Consider the following 22,918-nt stretch of genomic DNA (forward strand, 5'->3'; position numbering starts at 1 on the left):
AATCATCACTGCCCTCAGGGGCGGCGCAACCGATGCCGAGACCAATCATTATCGGTTGCGTCTATCAGGCTCTGTTCTTACAGAGCCTTCAACGAGATTACCGCTTTACCGATGGGTTGTAACGACAAACTTTGGCCCAGGACATGCGCGGGGGAAGTCCCGTTCATCTCACCATGATCTATTAAATGAGGACTGGCATGGATAAATGTTGCGCGAAAACAAACCAAATGGGCCTGCTTGCGCTGACCATGATGACAGCATCAAATATGATGGGTAGCGGTGTGTTTATGCTGCCTGCCACGCTTGCGAGAATAGGTTCAATCTCTGTCTGGGGGTGGGGACTTGCGTTTTTAGCGATTGCTGCCCTGGCACTCATTTTCTGCAAAATGAGTGAGTTATTTCCGCGCAATGGCGGCATCATAGCCAGTATTACTGCCAGCTTTGGCCCCTTTATCGGCCTACAAATGACATTGTTCTATTGGTTGTCAACGTGGATTGGCAACTGCGCGCTGCTGTTAGCCGGCGTGGGATATCTCTCTTTCTTCTTCCCGGTATTACACAACCCACTTTATGGTACGACAGCATGCATTGTGCTGCTTTGGTGCTCTGTTCTTTGGGGATTACGTGGAGCGAAACGGGTTGGCTATATGCAAATGTTCACGGGCAGCTGCATGGTGCTGGTGATCCTCAGCATCGGCGTCATGGGCTGGGGGCATTTTGACGTTGCTCGTTATCAGGCTGCCTGGAATCTTAGTGGCGTCAGTGATCATCAGGCAATTATTAACGCGGCAACCATCTCATTATGGGGTTTTCTGGGTATTGAATCTGCATCTGTCTCGTTTAGCCAAGTGAAAAACCCACGCCGCACAATACCGCTGGCCACCTTGTTAGGGTTGGGGCTCGCTGGGTTATGTTATGCCAGTTCAACCAATGTCATGATGGGGCTACTCCCCCATGATGTGCTGATGAACTCCTCCTCTCCTTTTGCCGACAGCGCAAAAGCAATGTGGGGAAGTACGGTTGGAGCGATTATTTCAGCCATGGTTGTTATCGCTTGCCTCGGTGCGATGCCTGGTTGGCAAATCCTGCAAACGGAAGTGCCCAGGGCTGCGGCGGAAGATAATTTACTCCCTGCTTTTTTTGCCCGTACTAACCGCCATGGTGTTCCCTGGTGTGGGTTGGTTTTTACTGCAGCGCTGATGACTGCACTTCTGCTATTCACATTGTCGCCAAATCTGCAGAACCAGTTCCAGAGCGTGATTACATTGGCCATCTCTGCCAGCTTACTCCCCTATGCATTTGCTGCAGTATCACTGCCGGTCATGATGGTTGTTCATCGCCGGGGAGGAGATGCCAGTTTCTGGAGTTATTGCTGCCTCAGTCTGGTTGCGTTGAGCTTTATTGCGCTGGCGTTAATGACAGAGAGTGCCTCTACCATGGTATGGGGAATTATTTTACAGATGATCACCATCCCTCTTTACCTTCTTTATGTTGCCCGACGCCATCGCCTGAACAAGGGTGTCCCGCAGCACAATTTGACTGAACAATATTTTTCTTTATTAAGCAAGGAGTTGTCATGAGCAAAATTCAGGCCATACGAGGTATGCGCGATGTGCTGCCTGACGAAACACCAATGTGGCAGTGGCTGGAGCGTAAATTTCATCAAATGGCGTTTCGTTATGGATACCAGGAAATGCGTCTGCCGCTCCTGGAACCCGTTGCGCTCTTTGAACGTGCGGTGGGTGAAGCGACTGATATCGTCTCAAAAGAAATGTACGACTTTACCGATAAAAGCGGTGAGCATATTACCTTGCGTCCGGAAGGAACCAGCGGATGTATGCGTGCGGTCCTGGAAAATAACATGTGTTACAACAAGTCACAGCGTTTGTGGTATCAGGGACCGATGTTTCGTTACGAGCGTCCGCAAAAAGGGCGGTTACGCCAGTTCACGCAGTTTGGCGTCGAAGCCTTCGGAATGTCCGGTGCCGATGTTGATGCTGAACTGATCTTTATGGTGCGCGATCTATTTGAAGATTTAGGCATATCACAGAACGTCAGGCTGGAAATTAACTCATTAGGGACACCGGAAGAACGCCAGGCACATCGCAGGGAACTGGTGAGTTGGTTCACTCAACATAGAGACTTGTTGGACGAAGACAGCATCAAGCGTCTGGACGTAAACCCTCTGCGTATCCTCGATAGTAAAAACCCTGAAATGCAAGAAATGATAGAGAACGCACCTCGTTTACTGGATTTTTTGGCGGATGATTCACAGCGGCATTTCAATACGTTGCGGACTCTGCTGGACAATGCCGATATAACCTATCACATTAACCCACGCTTGGTGCGCGGGCTGGATTACTATTCACGCACTGTTTTTGAATGGATTACCGATGACTTAGGTTCTCAGGGGACAGTCTGCGGTGGTGGTCGTTATGATGGCCTGGCTGAGTTATTTAATGGTAAGAAATTGCCCGCCTGTGGGTTTGCCATAGGTATCGAACGATTGTTGCTTCTGCTGCAGACTGTTTATGACGGCCTGAATCCTCAGTGGCAATTCCATCCTGACGTTGTGATTACCAGCGAGCTGGAAGATGGGGGCGTACAGGTGCAAGTGCTGGCTTGCGTGCTTCGTCGAGACTTGCCTGGTTTACGTGTCCTCACTGATTGTAGCGGTACCAAACTTAAACGACAGCATCAAAATGCCCTTAAGAGTGGTTGTCGTTTTATTCTGACCATTAATGCTGATCAACAAATTCGTCTTTGGGATTTACAAAATAACCAGCAAAATTTACTAGCGATTCAAGATATTGCATTACGACTTGATGAGCTTAACCAGAAATAAGTGAACTGGGCTATCAAAAGGGCATCTTGTTGTCTTTTGGTAGCTCCTGTAAGATTCTTTAGAAATCTTAATATATTAACAGACGTGGCTTATGTACTAATAAAAACACTATTTAGCCAACTTAAATATTATTCAAACATTATTCCTATGCCACGAAAAAACCGATTATTTATCGATGGAATTCCTCACCTCGTGCAATTGTGCGGGCATAATGATGAAACTATTTTTAAAGGTGAAGAAGATTACCAGTATTTTTATCAATGCATCGATGCTGCAATGAGTATCTATGCGATAAGATTACATGCGTATTCACTTTCATCAAAGAAAATATTTTTATTTCTGTCCGCTCCTGATAAAGAATGCCTCGGGCGTTTTATGCAATATATCGCCAAAGGTTACACCCACTACTTCAACCACCGTCACCAACGCCATGGTACGCTTTGGGATAGTCGATACAATTGCTGCCCCGTCGAACCCAACGCCTATTTCTTACTGACAAAAAAATACGTTGAATGCCATTGCGTGGATGAAACACCTCATCATAGTTTTGCTGATTCCCCTGAAGTGCGGATCACTCCCCATGAAGAGTATCTGCGCCTCGGAGAAAATGCGGCGCAGCGTTCAGGTGCCTACCAGCGCTTTTGCCTGGGTATGATTGTTCCAGCAGTCATTACGCGTATTGAGTCATCACTGGTGCAAAACTGCCTACTGGCAACGACACCTTACTCTCAGTCGCTGGAAGAAAAATATCAGCGGAATCTGCGGCCACGAAAAAGTGGTCGTCCACGTAAGCATTACCAGAACCCCGCCGCGGACTGGGAGTGGCTGGAAAAAAAAGCGGAGTATTTATTGCAGCAGTATTGCTACAAGGAGATCCGCATGCCGCTTCTTGAAAGGCTGGAAGAAAACGCTACGAGGTCTTTTTCCGGTGAAAGTGATGAGCTAATGCTTAATCATCAGGCGTTATTTCGTGGTGATGGAACGATGGGATGTCTACGGCTTTTATCGCAATATCAGAATTTACAAATTGGCACACGATTATGGTATCAGGGGGCAATGTTCCGCCGTCAGAACCAACAGAACATCAGCCAATTTCATCAATTGGGCGTGGAAGCGTTTGGCTATCCAGATATTGGCATTGAGATTGAACTTATTTCCTTACAGTACGATTTTTTCAAATCGCTACAACTGTTGCCGTTTGTCGAACTCAAAGTCAATACATTAGGCAATGCCGAGGAGTTCACTCAATTTCGCCGTCACTTGCAGCAATACTATCAGCCGCTGGCATCACTGCTTAATGCCAGGCAGTTAGCTTGCCTGGAGCAACATCCTGAGCGTTTACTGAGTGATAAAGATAATTTGATGCTGCGGCTGGCAGAAAAAGCGCCGCAACTTGAAGCATGCCTGTCATTACAATCCCGTCAGCGTTTTACGCATCTTTGCGACTCATTGACTGCACTGAATATCCCTTTTACCCACGATAAAAATCTCTTCCCCGTAAATGACTATAACGACCAGCTTTTCGAATGGTATGCGGATTCTTTGCATCACAATAAATTACTGTGTCGGGGCGGGCGTTACGACAACAGCGCCAGTCGGCTAATTGGGCATCCTGTCTCTGCATGTGGCTTCGCTTTCATGCTGGAACCGATTATGCAGTTGCTCACCGTGACGAAAAAAAACAGCGATTACGCTAAGCATGTCGATGTTGTCATCATACCCAGCCAGGAACGGGCACGGGATCAGGCAATACTGCTTGGCCGCCGGCTCAGGCGTAATTTCCCGCATTTAAGCATTGTCAATGACTGCTCCACGCTACGCTTATCGACCCGGCAGAAGAACGCGCAACGCCAGGGAGCACGTTTTATTTTGCTTATAGACGGTAGCGACAATGAGGTCACTTTTTGTGATGAAGAAAACCATTGCTGGGTGCAAATCCCCCTTCATGAAGTGACAGCGCATTTAAGTATGGCATTAATGATGTAACCTGGTGGCTCGCAATGAGAAGTGGCCTTCCCTTTATTGAAGGAGATAACCTTCTTTATCTGGCAACAGGTACTGGTGGATATTTCCTGTTTTGTGACGGCCAACACAAAACGCTGTGCGATACGTTTTTATCGAGAATAAATGAACGTAATCGATCGCCATCACAAAATTACTCGCTGGTAAATCGTACAAAATCAGTGTTAATGTAATGTTGCATATGATGATTTTATGTATTATTTGATTTAAATATTAATGAATGCAATGTTTCTTTACAAACAAATAAGGCGAAAAAATGTGATGCATGGCGTTATTTATTCACGGTTACAATTAAAATATAATTAAATTTGATAAGTTGCTTATTAAATTTAAGCATCATTTTGCCGTATAATTGTTCTGTAATTGATTGAAATATAGCCTTTCACGATTTTTGGAAATAGCGGAAAAAGCAGGTGTGTTATTGCCATAAAATTCTGTTATCCCCCCATCTTTTTTTGATTAAAGTCAGGTTAAAGTGAGATCGTGTTTTTATAATTTATTGATTATAAAGAATTTTATTGTTTAATAATACTCTTGCAAAATGTAAGTGAAGGGGATTTGTGAGTGGTCGCACATATCCTCGATTGCTTAATTTGGTACACTTCCTGCCGTCAACAAAGTAATTAACGCAGGTCGATATGAATACTATTACTCTCCCTAAAACACAGCATTTAGTGGTCTTTCAGGAAGTCATTAGAAGTGGTTCTATCGGCTCGGCTGCAAAAGAATTAGGTTTAACTCAACCCGCTGTCAGCAAAATCATTAACGATGTTGAGGCTTATTTTGGCATTGAGTTAGTCGTACGTAAAAATACCGGTGTGACATTGACCCAGGCAGGTCAGGTGATGCTTTCATGGTCTGAATCCATTACCCGCGAAATGAAAAACATGGTTGATGAGATGAACAGCATGACCAGCAACGCGATCGTTGATGTGTCGTTTGGCTTCCCTTCACTGATCGCCTTTACCATCATGTCCGGCATGATAAAAAAATTCAAAGAGGTGTTCCCGAAAGCGCAGGTTTCCATGTATGAGGCTCAGCTCTCCTCTTTCTTACCTGCGGTACGCGATGGGCGTCTGGATTTCGCCATTGGTACGCTAAGTGATGAGATGAAACTGCAGGATCTCCATGTTGAGCCGCTTTTTGAGTCAGAGTTTATTCTGGTGGCCAGTAAGTCCCGAACATGCACCGGCATCACCACACTGAGCGCGTTGAAAAACGAACAGTGGGTGTTGCCACAAACGAATATGGGTTACTACAGCGAACTTCTCACCACGTTACAAAATAATGGCATCAGCAGTGAAAACATCGTTAAAACAGACTCCGTTGTCACGATTTATAATCTTGTTCTCAATGCTGATTTCTTAACAGTAATTCCCTGTGATATGACCGCTCCATTTGGTTCAGACCAGTTTATTACTATCCCGGTAGAAGAAGCCTTACCGGTTGCACGTTATGCCGCCGTTTGGTCTAAAAATTATCGAATAAAAAAAGCAGCATCTATTTTGGTTGAATTAGCCAAAGAATATTCATCATATAATTCTTGTAGGCGAAAGCAATTAATTGAAATTGATTAAAGGTTGAACTTGTTTTAATGCAAAATTAACGCCATCGATCTATATCAGACGTTGGTCACGGCTATCTATTTACTTTAATACCCAGGTAAGAGGTTCTAATGCACATTACATACGATCTCCCAGTTGCAATTGAAGATATCCTCGAAGCGAAAAAAAGACTGGCGGGGAAAATTTATAAAACGGGAATGCCTCGCTCTAACTATTTTAGTGAACGTTGCAAAGGGGAAATTTTCCTCAAGTTTGAAAACATGCAGCGTACCGGTTCATTTAAAATCCGTGGCGCTTTTAACAAGCTCAGTTCATTAACTGAAGCAGAAAGAATGAAGGGCGTGGTGGCTTGCTCTGCGGGTAACCATGCGCAAGGGGTTTCTCTCTCCTGCGCTATGCTCGGTATCGATGGCAAAGTGGTGATGCCAAAAGGCGCGCCGAAGTCAAAAGTGGCGGCAACCTGCGATTATTCCGCAGAAGTTGTGCTGCACGGCGACAACTTCAACGACACCATCGCGAAGGTTAGCGAGATTGTGGAAACGGAAGGCCGTATCTTTATTCCGCCATACGATGATCCAAAAGTGATTGCTGGCCAGGGAACGATTGGCCTGGAAATTTTAGAAGATCTGTACGATGTCGATAACGTGATTGTACCAATTGGCGGTGGTGGACTGATTGCGGGTGTTGCCGTAGCAATTAAATCTATCAACCCAACAATTAGAATTATTGGTGTGCAGTCTGAAAACGTTCACGGCATGGCGGCATCTTTCCACGCTGGAGAAATAACCACGCACCGAACGACCGGCACCCTGGCGGATGGTTGTGACGTCTCTCGCCCGGGTACTTTAACGTATGAAATTGTTCGTGAGTTGGTGGATGACATTGTCCTGGTCAGCGAAGATGAAATTCGCAACAGCATGGTGGCATTAATTCAGCGAAATAAAGTTGTGACTGAAGGTGCCGGCGCGCTGGCATGCGCAGCATTATTAAGCGGGAAATTAGATAGCTATATCCAGAACAGAAAAACAGTCAGCATTATTTCTGGCGGTAATATCGACCTTTCTCGTGTATCTCAAATTACTGGTTTAGTTGACGCTTAATATACTTCGTTGAGGATAGGATATGAGTACTACTGATAGCATTGTATCCAGCCAGACAAAACAGTCGTCCTGGCGCAAATCGGACACCACCTGGACACTGGGTTTATTTGGTACAGCCATCGGCGCCGGGGTGTTGTTCTTCCCTATCCGCGCAGGTTTTGGCGGACTGATCCCCATTCTGATCATGCTGGTGTTAGCATACCCCATCGCCTTCTATTGCCACCGTGCGCTGGCACGCCTGTGTCTTTCCGGTTCTAATCCTTCCGGTAACATCACAGAAACGGTTGAAGAGCACTTTGGTAAAACAGGCGGCGTGGTTATCACGTTCCTCTACTTCTTTGCGATTTGTCCGCTGTTGTGGATTTATGGCGTCACCATTACCAACACCTTTATGACCTTCTGGGAAAACCAACTGCAGATGCCAGCGTTAAACCGTGGCTTCGTGGCACTGTTCCTGCTGCTGTTGATGGCATTCGTCATCTGGTTTGGTAAGGATCTGATGGTTAAAGTGATGAGCTACCTGGTATGGCCATTTATCGCCAGCCTGGTGCTTATCTCTCTGTCACTGATTCCTTACTGGAACTCAGCGGTTATCGATCAGGTTGACCTCAGCAATATCGCACTGACCGGGCATGACGGCATCCTGGTTACCGTATGGCTGGGTATTTCCATCATGGTGTTCTCTTTTAACTTCTCACCGATCGTTTCTTCCTTCGTAGTGTCTAAACGTGAAGAGTATGAGAAAGATTTCGGTCGTGAATTCACCGAGCAGAAATGTTCCAAAATCATCTCCCGCGCCAGTATGCTGATGGTTGCCGTAGTTATGTTCTTCGCCTTTAGCTGCCTGTTTACGCTGTCTCCGGCAAATATGGCGGATGCGAAAGCGCAAAACATTCCGGTACTGTCTTACCTGGCGAACCACTTCGCTTCACTGTCCGGTACGAAGTCCACCTTCGCGACCGTTCTGGAGTACGGTGCTTCTATCATCGCCCTGGTCGCTATCTTCAAATCTTTCTTCGGCCACTATCTGGGTACGCTGGAAGGTCTGAACGGTCTGGTGCTGAAGTTTGGTTACAAAGGCGATAAAACGAAAGTTTCCGTCGGCAAACTGAACACTATCAGCATGATCTTCATCATGGGCTCCACCTGGGTTGTGGCTTACGCCAACCCGAATATCCTGGACCTGATTGAAGCAATGGGCGCGCCGATTATTGCCTCTCTGCTCTGCCTGCTGCCGATGTATGCCATCCGTAAAGCGCCGTCACTGGCGAAATACCGTGGCCGTCTGGATAACGTGTTTGTTACCGCGATTGGTCTGCTGACCATCCTGAACATTGTCTACAAACTGTTTTAATCCATAAGCTCAGGATGAGCGGAGTAGTGAAATGAATGAGTTTCCGGTAGTACTGGTTATTAACTGTGGTTCATCCTCCATTAAATTTTCAGTGCTGGATGCAGCAAACTGTGAAGTTTTACTGGCGGGAATTGCAGACGGTATTAACTCTGAAAATGCGTTCATAGCAATTAATGGAGGAGAGCCAGCTAAGCTGGCTCACCACAGCTACGAAGACGCATTAAAGGCTATTGCCGTTGAACTGGAGAAACGTAATTTAATGGACAGCGTGGCCTTAATTGGCCACCGCATTGCCCACGGCGGAAATATCTTTACCGAATCAGCCATTATTACAGATGAAGTTATCGAGAATATTCGCCGGGTCTCTCCTTTAGCACCGTTACACAATTATGCGAACCTGAGTGGGATTGAATCTGCACAGCATCTTTTCCCAGGTCGGCAGCAGGTCGCGGTATTTGATACCAGCTTCCACCAGACAATGGCGCCTGAAGCGTATATGTACGGTTTACCGTGGAAATATTTTGAGGAACTGGGTGTTCGTCGTTATGGCTTCCACGGCACGTCGCACCGCTATGTTTCTCAACGTGCGCATGAGCTGCTTGAGCTACCGCATGATGATTCTGGCCTTGTTGTGGCTCACCTCGGGAATGGGGCGTCTATCTGTGCGGTGCGTAATGGACTGAGCGTGGATACCTCGATGGGGATGACGCCGCTGGAAGGCCTGATGATGGGGACTCGCAGCGGTGATGTGGACTTCGGTGCGATGGCGTGGATCGCCAGTGAAACCAACCAGACGCTAAGCGACCTTGAACGTGTAGTGAATAAGGAATCTGGCCTGCTGGGTATTTCCGGTTTGTCGTCCGACTTACGTACGCTGGAAAAAGCCTGGCACGAGGGACACGAACGCGCACAACTGGCAATTAAAACGTTTGTGCATCGTATCGCGCGTCATATCGCCGGACATGCCGCATCGCTGCATCGTCTTGATGGGATTATTTTCACTGGTGGAATAGGTGAGAACTCGGTATTAATTCGTCGTCTGGTTATTGAGCACCTTGCTGTTTTAGGTGTGAATATAGACAGCGAAATGAATAGTCTGCCAAATTCCCATGGCGAAAGAATTATCTCAAATAAAGATGCTCGTGTTATTTGTGCGGTTATTCCCACAAATGAAGAGAAAATGATTGCGAGTGATGCCATTGCGTTAGGCAAAATTAATACACCAGTAGAATTTGCATAATTAATTTTCAGCAGAGAGATTATTTTTCATGAAGGTAAATATCGATACCAGCGATATGCTGTATGCCGAAGCCTGGAATGGCTTTAAAGGTACGGACTGGAAAGAAGAAATTAATGTCCGTGATTTTATTCAGCACAACTATACGCCTTATGAAGGGGATGAATCTTTCCTCGCCGAAGCAACGCCTGCGACCACGGCATTGTGGGAAAAAGTCATGGCGGGCATCCGTATCGAAAACTCGACGCATGCGCCGGTTGATTTTGATACCAATATTGCTACCACAATTACCGCACATGATGCGGGTTATATTGAACAAGAACTGGAAAAAATCGTCGGTCTGCAAACGGATAAGCCGCTCAAGCGTGCGCTACATCCGTTTGGCGGCATCAACATGATCAAAAGCTCTTTTGATGCTTATGGTCGTGAGATGGATGCTGATTTTGAATACCAGTTTACTGAGCTGCGTAAAACCCATAACCAGGGTGTATTCGACGCCTACTCTCCGGATATGCTGCGCTGCCGTAAATCCGGCGTGCTGACTGGTCTGCCGGACGGCTATGGCCGTGGCCGTATCATCGGTGACTATCGCCGCGTGGCGCTGTACGGTATCCGCTACCTGGTGCGCGAGCGTGAACTGCAGTTTGCCGATCTTCAGTCGAACCTGGAGTGGGGGCAGAATCTTGAAGCCACGATTCGCCTGCGTGAAGAGCTGTCTGAACATCGTCGCGCCTTGCTGCAAATGCAGGAAATGGCGGCGAAGTATGGCTGCGATATCTCCCGCCCGGCACGTAATGCGCAGGAAGCGGTGCAGTGGGTGTACTTTGCTTATCTGGCTGCGGTGAAATCTCAGAACGGCGGCGCGATGTCGCTGGGTCGTACCGCATCGTTCCTCGACATCTACATTGAGCGCGATTTCAAAGCGGGAATTTTAGACGAGCAGCAGGCGCAGGAGCTGATCGACCACTTCATTATGAAGATCCGCATGGTGCGCTTCCTGCGTACCCCGGAATTCGACACTCTGTTCTCAGGAGACCCTATTTGGGCGACCGAAGTTATCGGCGGTATGGGGCTGGATGGCCGCACGCTGGTGACGAAAAACTCGTTCCGCTATCTGCATACGCTGCACACCATGGGCCCGGCACCTGAACCGAACCTGACGGTGTTGTGGTCTGAGCAGCTACCGATTGCTTTCAAAAAATATGCCGCCCAGGTATCTATCGTCACGTCATCTTTACAGTATGAAAACGACGACCTGATGCGTGCAGACTTTGACAGCGATGACTATGCCATTGCCTGTTGCGTCAGCCCGATGGTTATCGGCAAGCAAATGCAGTTCTTCGGGGCGCGCGCCAACCTCGCCAAAACGTTGCTGTATGCAATCAACGGCGGCGTGGATGAGAAACTGAAAATCCAGGTCGGACCGAAAACTACACCGTTGATGGATGATGTGCTGGATTACGACACGGTGATGGAGAGCCTGGACCACTTTATGGACTGGCTGGCTGTGCAGTACATCAGCGCACTGAACATCATCCACTACATGCACGACAAGTATAGCTACGAAGCATCGCTGATGGCGCTGCACGATCGTGATGTTTATCGCACGATGGCCTGCGGTATGGCGGGTCTGTCCGTAGCGGCGGATTCTCTGTCGGCTATCAAATACGCCCGCGTGAAACCGATTCGCGATGAAAACGGCCTGGCAATTGATTTCGAAATCGAAGGCGACTATCCGCAATACGGCAACAACGACGAGCGCGTGGACAGCATTGCCTGCGACCTGGTCGAACGCTTTATGAAGAAAATTAAGGTGTTGCCAACCTACCGTAACGCGGTGCCGACGCAGTCCATTCTGACCATCACCTCCAACGTGGTGTATGGACAGAAAACCGGTAACACGCCGGACGGACGCCGCGCAGGCACGCCATTCGCGCCAGGGGCTAACCCGATGCATGGTCGCGATCGCAAAGGTGCGGTTGCGTCGTTAACCTCGGTGGCCAAACTGCCGTTCACCTATGCCAAAGATGGTATCTCGTACACCTTCTCCATTGTGCCGGCTGCGCTGGGCAAAGAGGACGGGGTGCGTAAAACCAACCTGGTCGGTCTGCTGGACGGTTACTTCCATCATGAAGCGCATGTGGAAGGTGGGCAGCATCTGAACGTTAACGTCATGAACCGTGAAATGTTGATGGATGCCATTGAGCACCCGGAAAACTATCCAAACCTGACGATCCGCGTGTCTGGTTATGCGGTGCGCTTCAACGCGCTGACCCGTGAACAGCAGCAGGATGTAATTTCCCGTACTTTCACCCAGGCGCTTTAACGCCGGAGGGGCTATGAGAAAAGTTATTGCAACTGAATGTGCGCCAGGGGCCATTGGCCCTTACGTACAGGGTGTGGATCTGGGCAGCATAGTGTTCACATCGGGCCAAATACCGGTGTGCCCACAGACCGGTGAAGTGGCAGAAAACGTGATCGATCAGGCGCGTCAAAGCCTGGAAAACGTGAAAGCGATTGTCGAGTCCGCCGGTTTGAAAGTGAGCGACATCGTGAAAACCACCGTTTTCGTTGCCGATCTGAATGACTTCGCCACCATTAACCAGGTGTACCAGCAGTTCTTTGATGAGCACAAGGCTATCTACCCCACGCGCAGTTGCGTGCAGGTCGCCCGCTTACCGAAGGATGTAAAGCTGGAAATTGAAGCCATCGCTGTACGTGGCGACACGGTGTAATCCCCTGCGGGGCGATCTGCGGATCGCCCCGATCCTTTAATGAGTGTGAAACCTGGTCTTCACTGAACGGCAATCCGAGGGTGTGGATATGATTAGCGCATTCGATATTTTTAAGATTGGCATTGGACCTTCCAGCTCCCATACCGTGGGGCCCATGAATGCAGGTAAAAGCTTTATCGATCTGTTGGTCAGCAGCGGGGAACTCCCCAGGGCTACACATATTGTGGTCGATCTTTATGGATCGCTCTCCCTGACCGGAAAAGGTCATGCGACAGATGTCGCTATCATGATGGGGCTGGCTGGTAACAGCCCACAAAACGTTAATATAGATTCAATCGCTGGTTTTACGCAGGAAGTGGCCCGTACCGGACGTTTACCGGTGGCAGAGGGCACACATGTTGTCGATTTCTCTCCAGATGAAAATATTCTCTTCCATACCGAAACGCTGCCGCGCCATGAAAATGGTATGCGCATCACCGCGTGGAACGGCACCGAGACGCTGTTAAGAAAAACCTATTACTCCGTCGGCGGTGGTTTTATCGTTGAAGAGGAGCAATTTGGTCAGGCGCATGATGTTGAAGCACACGTGCCCTACAATTTTCATTCCGCCAGCGAACTGCTGAAACTGTGTGAGCGCAACGGGCTGTCTGTTTCCGGTCTGATGATGCAAAACGAGCTGGCGATGCGCAGCAAAGAAGAAATCGATGCTGGCTTTGCTGCCATTTGGGACGTCATGCATGCCGGGATTGAGCGCGGCATGAACACCGAAGGCGTCCTGCCGGGCCCGCTTAATGTGCCGCGTCGCGCCGTGGCATTGCGTCGACTGCTGGTCTCCAGCGACAACCTGTCCAGCGACCCAATGAACGTGATCGACTGGATCAACATGTTCGCGCTGGCCGTGAGCGAAGAAAACGCCGCCGGATGCCGGGTTGTGACGGCACCGACCAACGGAGCATGTGGGATTATCCCTGCTGTCCTGGCCTATTACGACAAGTTCCGCCGTCCGGTGAATGCCAACTCCATCGCCCGTTATTTGCTGGCCGCCGGGGCGATAGGCGCACTGTATAAGATGAACGCCTCGATTTCGGGGGCAGAAGTGGGCTGCCAAGGGGAAATTGGCGTAGCCTGTTCAATGGCTGCTGCCGGGCTGACCGAGTTGCTTGGCGGTAGCCCGTCTCAGGTGTGTATTGCGGCGGAAATCGCCATGGAGCATAACCTGGGACTGACCTGCGATCCGGTCGCCGGGCAGGTACAAATACCGTGTATTGAGCGCAATGCGATCAACGCGGTAAAAGCCGTCAACGCCGCGCGCATGGCGTTACGACGGACGTCCGAGCCACGCGTGTCACTCGATAAAGTGATCGAGACCATGTACGAGACGGGCAAAGACATGAACGACAAATACCGTGAAACCTCACGTGGAGGCCTGGCAATTAAAGTGGTTTGTACCTGAGGTTAATGGTCGTGATTACAGTTTGCACGCTTTTGTAGGCCGGATAAGGCGCAAGCGCCGCTATCCGGCAAAGAGTGACTCAATCCGACAGAACCCAAAAGGCGTACTTTAGTACGCCTTTTTTGTTGTGATCTGCTTCAAAAATAGAAAGGAATAACATCTTATCAAGGTTTAAGAGAAAATATTTCTTAACTATCAGCAATTACAGGGGTTTGTTTGTGAAGTTTTTCTCTAACCCTGCGCGTATGATTTCTCCATTCTAATAGCTTGCCTGCATCTCATGTACTGCGTATCGCCTTGAAGCAGTGCGATAAAATAAAAAAAACCTCTACCTACACATTAAGCGGGAAATTATGGAAACGGCAACGAATAGTAGCGTAATACTCGACGCATCAGCGCCTGCGCGTCGGGCGGGAATGACCGAAAGCGAATGGCGGGAAGCTATTAAGTTCGACAGCACGGACACCGGCTGGGTCATTATGAGTATTGGGATGGCGATTGGTGCGGGGATTGTTTTCCTTCCCGTCCAGGTGGGTCTGATGGGGCTGTGGGTTTTCTTGCTCTCCTCCATTATCGGCTATCCTGCGATGTATTTATTCCAGCGCCTGTTTATCAACACGCTGGCGGAATCCCCGGAATGTAAAGATTACCCAAGCGTAATCAGCGGCTATTTGGGTAAAAACTGGGGCATCCTGTTAGGCGCATTATATTTTGTGATGCTGGTTATCTGGATGTTCGTCTATTCCACCGCCATCACCAACGACAGCGCCTCTTATCTGCACACATTTGGCGTTACTGAAGGCTTACTATCCGACAGCCCGTTCTACGGCCTGGTGCTGATTTGCATCCTGGTGGCTATCTCGTCACGCGGGGAAAAACTGCTGTTTAAGATCTCCACCGGCATGGTACTGACCAAGCTGCTGGTGGTGGCAGCGCTTGGTGTATCGATGGTGGGAATGTGGCATTTGTATAACGCGGGCTCACTGCCGCCGATGGCGCTGCTGATCAAAAACGCAATTATCACGCTGCCGTTTACCCTGACTTCAATTCTGTTTATTCAGACGCTAAGCCCGATGGTTATTTCGTACCGCTCTCGTGAGAAATCGATTGAGGTGGCACGCCATAAAGCTCTGCGTGCTATGAACATCGCGTTCGGTATTCTGTTTGTCACCGTCTTTTTCTACGCCGTTTCCTTCACGCTGGCGATGGGGCATGACGAAGCGGTTAAAGCCTATGAGCAGAACATTTCCGCTCTGGCGATCGCCGCGCAGTTTATCAGTGGTGATGGTGCAGGTTGGGTGAAAATCGTCAGCGTTATTCTGAACATTTTCGCCGTGATGACCGCCTTCTTCGGTGTTTACTTAGGCTTTCGTGAAGCCACTCAGGGGATCGTAATGAACGTGCTGCGCCGCAAAATGCCAGCCGAGAAAATCAACGAAACTCTGGTTCAACGCGGCATTATGGTCTTCGCTATCTTACTGGCCTGGAGTGCAATTGTGCTCAATGCGCCGGTACTGAGCTTCACCTCTATTTGTAGCCCAATCTTCGGCATGGTGGGCTGCTTGATCCCGGCCTGGCTGGTCTACAAAGTTCCTGCACTGCACAAATACAAAGGCGCCTCTCTGTACCTGATTATCGTCACCGGCCTGTTGTTGTGCGTTTCTCCGTTCCTGGCATTTTCCTGAGTTATCTGAGCAAGGGTTGTTGTTATGTTTGAGACTACATTGAATCCATTATGGGATAGTTTTATCCGCGCGGTGCAGGAAGAAGTTAAGCCTGCGCTGGGTTGTACGGAACCTATCTCTCTGGCTCTGGCGGCAGCGGTCGCATCCTCCGAGCTGGACGGCGCGGTAGAACGTATTGATGCGTGGGTCTCACCGAACCTGATGAAAAACGGCATGGGCGTTACCGTGCCGGGTACCGGAATGGTCGGGTTGCCTGTCGCGGCGGCGCTGGGTGCGCTGGGGGGAAATGCCCACGCCGGTTTAGAGGTACTGAAAGACGCGTCACCACAAGCGATTGCGGATGCCAAAGCGATGCTGACCGCCGGGAAGGTGGCGGTGATGCTGCAGGAGCCTTGCGAGGATATCCTCTTTTCCCGCGCGAAGGTTTACAGCGCTGAAGGATGGGCGTGCGTGACGATTGTGGGCGGTCATACCAACATAGTCCACATCGAGACCAATAAGGGTGTAGTGTTCACCACAGAACAGAATGCTCAGGAAGAGGAGCTGGAGTCGCCGCTGGCGGTACTGTCTCACACCTCGCTGGAAGAGATTGTGGCATTTGTGAATGCTGTGCCGTTTGAGTCAATCCGCTTTATTCTCGATGCGGCCAAACTGAACGGTGCGCTGTCTCAGGAAGGACTGCGCGGCAACTGGGGCTTGCACATCGGAACTACGCTGGAGAAGCAGTGCGCACGTGGTCTGCTGGCTAACGATCTCTCAACCGCCATTCTTATTCGTACCAGCGCGGCATCGGATGCGCGAATGGGCGGGGCGACGTTGCCAGCCATGAGCAACTCCGGCTCCGGCAATCAGGGGATTACCGCCACCGTCCCGGTGATGGTGGTGGCTGAGCACTTTGGGGCTGATGAAGAGAAACTGGCCCGTGCGCTAATGCTGTCTCACCTGAGTGCTATTTACATCCATCATCAGCTTCCGCGTTTGTCTGCGCTGTGCGCGGCAACCACGGCAGCAATGGGCGCGGCGGCGGGGATGGCATGGATCGTGGATGGTCGTTATAACACTATCGCGATGGCGATCAGCAGCATGATTGGCGACGTGAGCGGAATGATTTGCGATGGCGCCTCGAACAGTTGCGCAATGAAAGTCTCTACCAGTGCGTCAGCAGCCTGGAAAGCGGTGCTGATGGCGCTGGACGATACCGCTGTAACCGGCAATGAGGGGATTGTGGCGCACAACGTGGAGCAATCTATCACTAACCTGTGTGCGCTGGCGTGTCGTTCGATGCAGGAAACCGACAAGCAGATCATTGAGATCATGGCCAGTAAGACACATTAAGCAGGAACGATGGTAAACCCGGTGCCTGATGGCGCTGTGCTTATCAGGCCTACAACATACTCTGTCTTGTAGGCCGGGTAAGGCGCAGCCGTCACCCGGCATAAGTCAAAGCCGCCTTTTCAGGCGGCTTCTTCATCTTCCAGTCGTAGCTCAGCATCGGCCACAATTGCTTCCAGCTCTGTCAGCATTTCTTCATAGCCGAAGGGAACTGTCTCCCGTTTTTCCGGCACAGCCTGCGGCTGGCGTTTTTTTGATAACTTCTTACTCAACAGTCGTACTCCGTTGTTTTCTCTGACTATACGGGCAAATCTATCAGCAAAGCGCGCAGCGGGGTATCGGCGACTAACGTTATGTTAGTTTCGTCACGAATAAATGCCCCATCGCCGCAGGTGAGCGCTTCTTTTTCGGCGCCAGCCGTCACCGCATGGAATCTGCCGTGAATCGACTGTAAATAAGCGCGTGGCCCATGTAACTGAAAACTCAGCGATTCACCTTGCTGCAGTTCAACGTGGTGCACCCATACCTGTTGGCGCAGATGCAGGCTGCCTTGTTCACCGTCCGGTGAGGCCAGCAGCTGATGCTTACCTGCGCTCAGCGTCGCTTTCTGTACGCAGGCGTTTTCGCGCTGCGGGCAGGCGTCCAGCCAGAGCTGCATTCTGGTCAGGGGCTTATCTTTGCTGATATTGTGCTCGCTGTAGCTGATCCCTGGTTGCGTAGCGAGCAGTAACACCTCTCCGGCTTTGGCCTGAATATGGTTACCTTCGCTGTCGCGATACTCTGCTTCCCCTTCGAGGATCAGATTGACGATATCCACCTTTGGATAGGTACGTGGCTGGAAAGAGGCCCCCGGTGCCAGAACTTCCTGGTTCAGAACACGCAGCGAGGCATAACCCAGCAGTTTAGGATCAAAATAGTGTCCAAAGGAGAAGGTATAACGGGCCTGCAGCCAGCCGTAGTCTGCTTGCCCGCATTGTTTGGCTGTACGGGTAGTAATCATAGTTCTTGACCTCTCTTTACTTCCTTTTATGTTAAATGGCTAGACGCTGCATTGTTAGCCAGATATTCTGCCCGGTATGTTCAAATTTCCTGAATGAGAACGAGATGGCCAAAGAACGGGCTTTAACGCTTGAAGCGTTACGCGTCATGGACGCAATAGACAGGCGCGGCAGCTTTGCCGCTGCGGCAGATGAACTGGGACGCGTACCTTCCGCGCTCAGCTATACCATGCAGAAACTGGAAGAAGAGCTGGACGTGGTGCTGTTTGACCGCTCAGGTCACCGCACAAAATTTACTAACGTCGGGCGTATGCTGCTTGAACGTGGACGTGTACTGCTGGAAGCTGCGGATAAACTGACCACCGATGCCGAAGCGCTGGCTCGCGGTTGGGAAACGCATCTGACCATCGTTACCGAAGCGCTGGTACCGACGGCGGCGTTTTTCCCACTGATCGACCGACTTGCCGGGAAGGCCAATACCCAGCTTTCCGTTATTACCGAAGTTCTGGCCGGGGCATGGGAGCGTCTTGAGCAGGGGCGGGCGGATATCGTGATTGCGCCGGATATGCATTTTCGCTCATCCTCAGAAATCAACTCGCGTAAGCTGTACTCACTGATGAACGTGTATGTGGCGGCTCCGGATCATCCCATTCATCAGGAGCCGGAACCGTTATCGGAAGTCACCCGCGTGAAATACCGCGGGATCGCAGTGGCGGACACCGCCCGTGAACGCCCGGTACTCACGGTTCAACTGCTGGATAAACAGCCGCGTCTGACGGTGAGTACGATTGAAGATAAACGCCAGGCGCTGTTGGCTGGCCTGGGCGTGGCGACGATGCCGTATCCACTGGTGGAAGAGGATATTGCCGCTGGTCGGCTGCGGGTAGTAAGCCCGGAATCGACAAGCGAAATTGATATTATTATGGCCTGGCGTCGGGACAGCATGGGTGAGGCGAAATCCTGGTGTCTGCGGGAAATCCCCAAGCTGTTTGCGGGTAAATAAGAAATACGCCCCTTCAACGGAAGGGGCGTATTTAAATTCAGGATAACTGTTTGGGGTCAGCGCCGAAGCGGTTGCTCCCCGTCGTGCCGTTTTGACAGTTGAAAATAATGATGACCAACCAGCCGACGATCGGGATCAGCAACACCAGTAGCCACCAGGCTGAACGGTCGGTGTCATGTAAACGCCGGAACTGTACCGCCCACCATGGAATAAAGACCAGAACCCCATAAATCGTCGTTAATATGCCTTCTCCTCCGGCGCGTTCCCAGCCAAGCATTCTGTCCAGAATGCCCAGCACGAACGTGAAGATGATGTTGACCAGCACAAACATCCAGTATTCTTTACGACGCGCGCGGCCACCAAACCCAAAGTAGTTCTTTAATACGTTTAAATACCAATCCATTTTTGCCTCGTTCTGCATTCAATTACTTGTTTTTAAAGCAATCAAAATAAGAATAGCTGCGAATATAATGCTGGTAAATGTTTGTAGTATTAATTATTTGGCCCCAAACGGAGGCCTGTGTAAATCAGGCAAAACGGCTGTCACGTCCATGAGGTTCGCTGAGGTCCTGCCACGGGCCGATTGAAATAATACCGGTCGGGTTGATCGTTTTGTGGCTACGGAAGTAGTGATTGCGGATGTGATCGAAATTGACGGTCTCCGCAATGCCTGGCATCTGGTAGATATCGCGCAGAAAACCGTACAAATTCAGGTAGTCACTGATGCGGTGTTTGTCGCATTTGAAGTGGGTGACATACACAGGATCAAAACGTACCAACGTGGTCCACAGGCGAATATCGGCCTCGGTTAGCTGGTCACCGGTCAGGTAGCGATGTTGACCCAGGATCTGCTCCAGCCGCGCCAACGATTGAAAGACTTTTTCTACGGCGTCGTCGTAAGCTTCCTGGCTGGTAGCAAATCCGGCTTTATATACGCCGTTATTGACGTTGTCATAAATCCAGCCGTTCAGTTCGTCGATTTTACTTTGCAGAACAGGTGGATAGTAATCCCCGGCTTTTGCGCCCAGCGCATCAAACGCGGTGTTAAACATGCGGATGATTTCAGCCGATTCGTTGCTGACGATGGTGTGATTTTTTTTATCCCACAGCACCGGAACGGTCACCCGGCCGCTGTAGTGCGGATCGGCGTGTAAATACAGTTGATAGAGAAACTCGTGCTGATAAAGCGTATCACCGGTGGCTGCCGGGAAGTTGTTATCAAACGTCCAGCCGTTTTCCAGCATCAGCGGATTCACTACGGAAACGGAAATAAACGGTTCCAGCCCTTTGAGTTTACGCAAAATCAGCGTGCGATGCGCCCACGGACAAGCCAGAGAAACGTAGAGATGATAGCGGTCTTTTTCGGCGGCGAAGCCACCTTCACCCGTAGGACCCGGTGCGCCATCCGCGGTGAGCCAGTTACGGAATGCCGATGCCGAGCGTTGAAATTTCCCCCCGGTTGATTTGGTGTCGTACCAGGTGTCATGCCAGACGCCGTCAATGAGTTGTCCCATAATTTTCGCCTCCTCAGATAGCAAAAACGAGGAGATGTCTCCTCGCTTTTTAATGCGTTTAGTATAGCTCGCTTACCACTTTTTATTCAGTACACGGTCAATACTGAATGCGCCCGGACCGGTGATAGCCAGCAGCAGGAAACCGCCTGCGATGGTCAGGTTTTTCATGAACATCAGAGAGTTCATCCCTTCCGCAAAGTTGCTGTGGAAGAGGAACGCTGTCAGCAGCGTGAAGCCTGCGGTGAACAGCGCGGTAGTACGGGTCAGGAAACCAAACAGGATTGCCAGACCGCCGCCGAACTCAAGCAGAATAACCAGCGGCAACATAAAACCAGGGACGCCCATGGCTTCCATGTACTGTTGGGTACCCGCATATCCGGTGATCTTTCCCCAACCTGCAGTAATAAACAGGATTGGCATCAGAATGCGCGCTACCAGTACACCAACATCTTCTAATTTTTTCATCATACTCTCTAGGAAACCACTCAGGCGGATTGTTTTGTTTTTTGTGCATCAACGCTGCAGAACGCGTCGTTGCTGTCGATGGAGAGAATCATAGACGTACAGAATGACAATTGTTAGCAAGGAAAACTGTCAGAAATTTTCAAAAAATTTGAGGTTAGGTGGACGGAGAGGGGATCAGCCGCGCAGCTGCTGTTGTCTGATGGTCGATTTTACCAGACGCCAGATGCTCCAGGCGCTAAAGCCACGTTTGGCCCAGCGTACCAGTAGGTTCGGATTACGGATGGTGCGAACCGCCATAATACTGCTGCCGACCAGCACCCAGCCGCGCAGGTTCAACAGCGTCTTCCAACCACGATCGTAGACTTCGGTGGCCTCCAGCCAGTCGCGACGAGTGGCAGACAGATCCAGCCGTTGCTGCTGGATCTGTCCAAGCAGTTGTGCCTTACGTTTTTGGCGCTCGACTTTACTGCTCATTAGAAATCATCCTCCAGGGCCTGCCTGTCGTTAGCGAGTTCGTGGCGTGTATGGCGTAACAGCGTCGATTTACGGGCTTTACGTAATGTCCATATCCCGCCAACGAGCGCCAAAAGCAACAGCACAACGGTTGTGGCAATCATGGCGTTCAGGCGATATTGAGGGTCGATGGCCCAGATGATAAGCACCATCAGGCTCATCAGGCCAAACGCCGCGAACAGCATGGTCAGCCCAAGCATCAGCAGGATCTGGATGAGATTGGCTTTTTCCTCTTCCAGCTCAACGACGGCCAGCCGTAATCGGGTCTCTACGATCTCAACGAGAATCGTGAGAACCCGTTGTCCAGTCCCCAGGATGCTTTTGCCTGGACCTTGTGCGTGTTGAGAGTCAGCCATTGTTAGCGGCGCGACAGCAGTACACCAAGCACCACACCGACCGCAGCGCCAATACCAACGCCTGTCCATGGGTTTTCGCGCACATAGTTATCGGCTTTGGCGGCCGCTTCACGGGTTTGCTTAGCAATCACATCGCTGGTCTCGCTCAGACGATGGCGGCTCTCGCGCAGCGCATGTTCGGCTTTGCTGCGAATTTTACTCATCTCTTCCTTCGACTTATCGCCAGAGGAGCTCAGTACTTCTTCGAGCGTATCCGCAAGGGATTTCAGCTCAGCGCGCAGATTTTCCGTAGCGTTATCTTTTGACATCGTTTTCTCCAGGTGAGTGGGTAGTTACCGTACTTAGTAATCGCGGGTCTCAAGTTCCTTCAGCTCTTTCTGAGCCTCTGCAAGCTTACGTTCGCGTTTTGCGACTTTATCCGCATCGCCTTTTTGCTTCGCTTCGGCTAAATCACGCTGACGTTCGGCTATCTCATTTTTCTGCTCCGCGATTTTTTTCTGGTGATTCGCGCGCAGTTTGCTGTCAGTACAGTTTGCCCGAACTTCACTAAGTGCTTTGTTTAACCCATTGATGCGGCTCTGATTGTTGTGTTTTTCGGCATAACTAATTTCCCGCTGAATGTCTTGTTCTTTTTCCTGACAGAGGGAGTTAGCGTAGCTGCCGGCACTGAGAGCGAAAAGACTCATTGCCAAAGCGATGCGGTATTTCATTCTTGAACCTTCCATTGTGATGCGACCCGAT

Annotated in this window: 22 protein-coding genes; 13 read left to right on the forward strand and 9 right to left on the reverse strand. The window is 50.1% G+C overall.

Annotated elements, in window-relative coordinates; all coding sequences use genetic code 11:
- Positions 1 to 197 precede the first annotated feature (197 nt).
- The 12 genes from OGX91_RS05490 to OGX91_RS05545 all read left to right on the forward strand — a co-directional run bounded on the left by OGX91_RS05490 (position 198) and on the right by OGX91_RS05545 (position 17,331).
- Positions 198 to 1,580, forward strand: a complete 1,383-nt coding sequence (locus OGX91_RS05490; RefSeq protein ID WP_286625660.1) for an amino acid permease — start codon at positions 198 to 200, stop codon at positions 1,578 to 1,580.
- Entirely contained in the window at positions 1,577 to 2,845 is a 1,269-nt protein-coding gene (hisS, locus tag OGX91_RS05495) for a histidine--tRNA ligase (protein WP_005131715.1), read from the forward strand. The genes OGX91_RS05490 and hisS overlap by 4 nt, the downstream gene beginning before the upstream one ends.
- On the forward strand, positions 2,846 to 4,831 hold the full coding sequence (locus tag OGX91_RS05500) for an ATP phosphoribosyltransferase regulatory subunit (protein WP_286625661.1): 1,986 nt from the start codon (positions 2,846 to 2,848) through the stop codon (positions 4,829 to 4,831). It begins immediately after the preceding gene.
- 674 nt (positions 4,832 to 5,505) lie between these two features.
- The gene (gene tdcA, locus OGX91_RS05505) at positions 5,506 to 6,444 is read left to right on the forward strand and encodes a transcriptional regulator TdcA (RefSeq protein WP_040230533.1); all 939 of its coding nucleotides are present in this window, start codon (positions 5,506 to 5,508) and stop codon (positions 6,442 to 6,444) included.
- A gap of 98 nt (positions 6,445 to 6,542) precedes the next feature.
- Positions 6,543 to 7,532: a bifunctional threonine ammonia-lyase/L-serine ammonia-lyase TdcB gene (tdcB, locus tag OGX91_RS05510; protein ID WP_005131704.1), complete on the forward strand. Its 990-nt coding sequence runs from the start codon at positions 6,543 to 6,545 to the stop codon at positions 7,530 to 7,532.
- Between the two features lie 22 nt (positions 7,533 to 7,554).
- Positions 7,555 to 8,886, forward strand: a complete 1,332-nt coding sequence (gene tdcC / locus OGX91_RS05515; RefSeq protein ID WP_005131699.1) for a threonine/serine transporter TdcC — start codon at positions 7,555 to 7,557, stop codon at positions 8,884 to 8,886.
- Positions 8,887 to 8,917: 31 nt separating this feature from the next.
- The gene (gene tdcD / locus OGX91_RS05520) at positions 8,918 to 10,126 is read left to right on the forward strand and encodes a propionate kinase (protein ID WP_005131695.1); all 1,209 of its coding nucleotides are present in this window, start codon (positions 8,918 to 8,920) and stop codon (positions 10,124 to 10,126) included.
- Positions 10,127 to 10,154: 28 nt separating this feature from the next.
- Complete coding sequence (gene pflB, locus OGX91_RS05525) at positions 10,155 to 12,449, forward strand: formate C-acetyltransferase (RefSeq protein ID WP_040230534.1); 2,295 nt, start codon at positions 10,155 to 10,157, stop codon at positions 12,447 to 12,449.
- 13 nt (positions 12,450 to 12,462) lie between these two features.
- On the forward strand, positions 12,463 to 12,858 hold the full coding sequence (locus OGX91_RS05530) for an enamine/imine deaminase (protein WP_040230535.1): 396 nt from the start codon (positions 12,463 to 12,465) through the stop codon (positions 12,856 to 12,858).
- Between the two features lie 88 nt (positions 12,859 to 12,946).
- A complete protein-coding gene (tdcG, locus tag OGX91_RS05535) occupies positions 12,947 to 14,311 on the forward strand; it encodes an L-serine ammonia-lyase (RefSeq protein ID WP_199947168.1) in 1,365 nt (454 codons plus the stop codon).
- Between the two features lie 353 nt (positions 14,312 to 14,664).
- Positions 14,665 to 15,996 (forward strand): SLC5/6 family protein, encoded by a 1,332-nt coding sequence (locus OGX91_RS05540; RefSeq protein ID WP_040230536.1) that lies wholly within the window; start codon positions 14,665 to 14,667, stop codon positions 15,994 to 15,996.
- 24 nt (positions 15,997 to 16,020) lie between these two features.
- Entirely contained in the window at positions 16,021 to 17,331 is a 1,311-nt protein-coding gene (locus tag OGX91_RS05545) for an L-cysteine desulfidase family protein (RefSeq protein WP_005131484.1), read from the forward strand.
- A gap of 119 nt (positions 17,332 to 17,450) precedes the next feature.
- On the opposite strand, the gene OGX91_RS05550 is transcribed toward OGX91_RS05545, so the two are convergent.
- The gene (locus tag OGX91_RS05550) at positions 17,451 to 17,600 is read right to left on the reverse strand and encodes a protein YhaL (protein ID WP_005131483.1); all 150 of its coding nucleotides are present in this window, start codon (positions 17,598 to 17,600) and stop codon (positions 17,451 to 17,453) included.
- Between the two features lie 26 nt (positions 17,601 to 17,626).
- Complete coding sequence (locus OGX91_RS05555; protein WP_005131482.1) at positions 17,627 to 18,328, reverse strand: pirin family protein; 702 nt, start codon at positions 18,326 to 18,328, stop codon at positions 17,627 to 17,629.
- A gap of 104 nt (positions 18,329 to 18,432) precedes the next feature.
- Here OGX91_RS05555 and yhaJ point away from each other — a divergent pair, with 104 nt between their 5' ends.
- Complete coding sequence (yhaJ, locus tag OGX91_RS05560; protein ID WP_003024855.1) at positions 18,433 to 19,329, forward strand: DNA-binding transcriptional regulator YhaJ; 897 nt, start codon at positions 18,433 to 18,435, stop codon at positions 19,327 to 19,329.
- Positions 19,330 to 19,366: 37 nt separating this feature from the next.
- Here yhaJ and OGX91_RS05565 read toward each other — a convergent pair whose 3' ends face one another.
- The 7 genes from OGX91_RS05565 to OGX91_RS05595 all read right to left on the reverse strand — a co-directional run bounded on the left by OGX91_RS05565 (position 19,367) and on the right by OGX91_RS05595 (position 22,887).
- Complete coding sequence (locus OGX91_RS05565) at positions 19,367 to 19,732, reverse strand: DUF805 domain-containing protein (RefSeq protein WP_005131480.1); 366 nt, start codon at positions 19,730 to 19,732, stop codon at positions 19,367 to 19,369.
- A 124-nt stretch (positions 19,733 to 19,856) separates the two neighbouring features.
- Positions 19,857 to 20,843, reverse strand: coding sequence for a glutathionyl-hydroquinone reductase YqjG (gene yqjG / locus OGX91_RS05570; RefSeq protein WP_005131479.1), 987 nt, complete (start codon positions 20,841 to 20,843; stop codon positions 19,857 to 19,859).
- A gap of 72 nt (positions 20,844 to 20,915) precedes the next feature.
- The gene (locus OGX91_RS05575; RefSeq protein WP_005131473.1) at positions 20,916 to 21,308 is read right to left on the reverse strand and encodes a DoxX family protein; all 393 of its coding nucleotides are present in this window, start codon (positions 21,306 to 21,308) and stop codon (positions 20,916 to 20,918) included.
- Between the two features lie 174 nt (positions 21,309 to 21,482).
- On the reverse strand, positions 21,483 to 21,782 hold the full coding sequence (locus tag OGX91_RS05580) for a YqjK-like family protein (protein ID WP_005131470.1): 300 nt from the start codon (positions 21,780 to 21,782) through the stop codon (positions 21,483 to 21,485).
- Entirely contained in the window at positions 21,782 to 22,177 is a 396-nt protein-coding gene (locus OGX91_RS05585; RefSeq protein WP_005131468.1) for a phage holin family protein, read from the reverse strand. The genes OGX91_RS05580 and OGX91_RS05585 overlap by 1 nt, the downstream gene beginning before the upstream one ends.
- Positions 22,178 to 22,179: 2 nt before the next feature.
- Positions 22,180 to 22,485, reverse strand: a complete 306-nt coding sequence (locus tag OGX91_RS05590; RefSeq protein WP_003024832.1) for an ElaB/YgaM/YqjD family protein — start codon at positions 22,483 to 22,485, stop codon at positions 22,180 to 22,182.
- Positions 22,486 to 22,518: 33 nt separating this feature from the next.
- A complete protein-coding gene (locus OGX91_RS05595) occupies positions 22,519 to 22,887 on the reverse strand; it encodes a DUF1090 domain-containing protein (protein WP_040230539.1) in 369 nt (122 codons plus the stop codon).
- Positions 22,888 to 22,918: the final 31 nt, after the last annotated feature.

It is taken from the genome of Citrobacter sp. Cpa228 (assembly GCF_030333085.1).
GTDB lineage: Bacteria > Pseudomonadota > Gammaproteobacteria > Enterobacterales > Enterobacteriaceae > Citrobacter > Citrobacter pasteurii.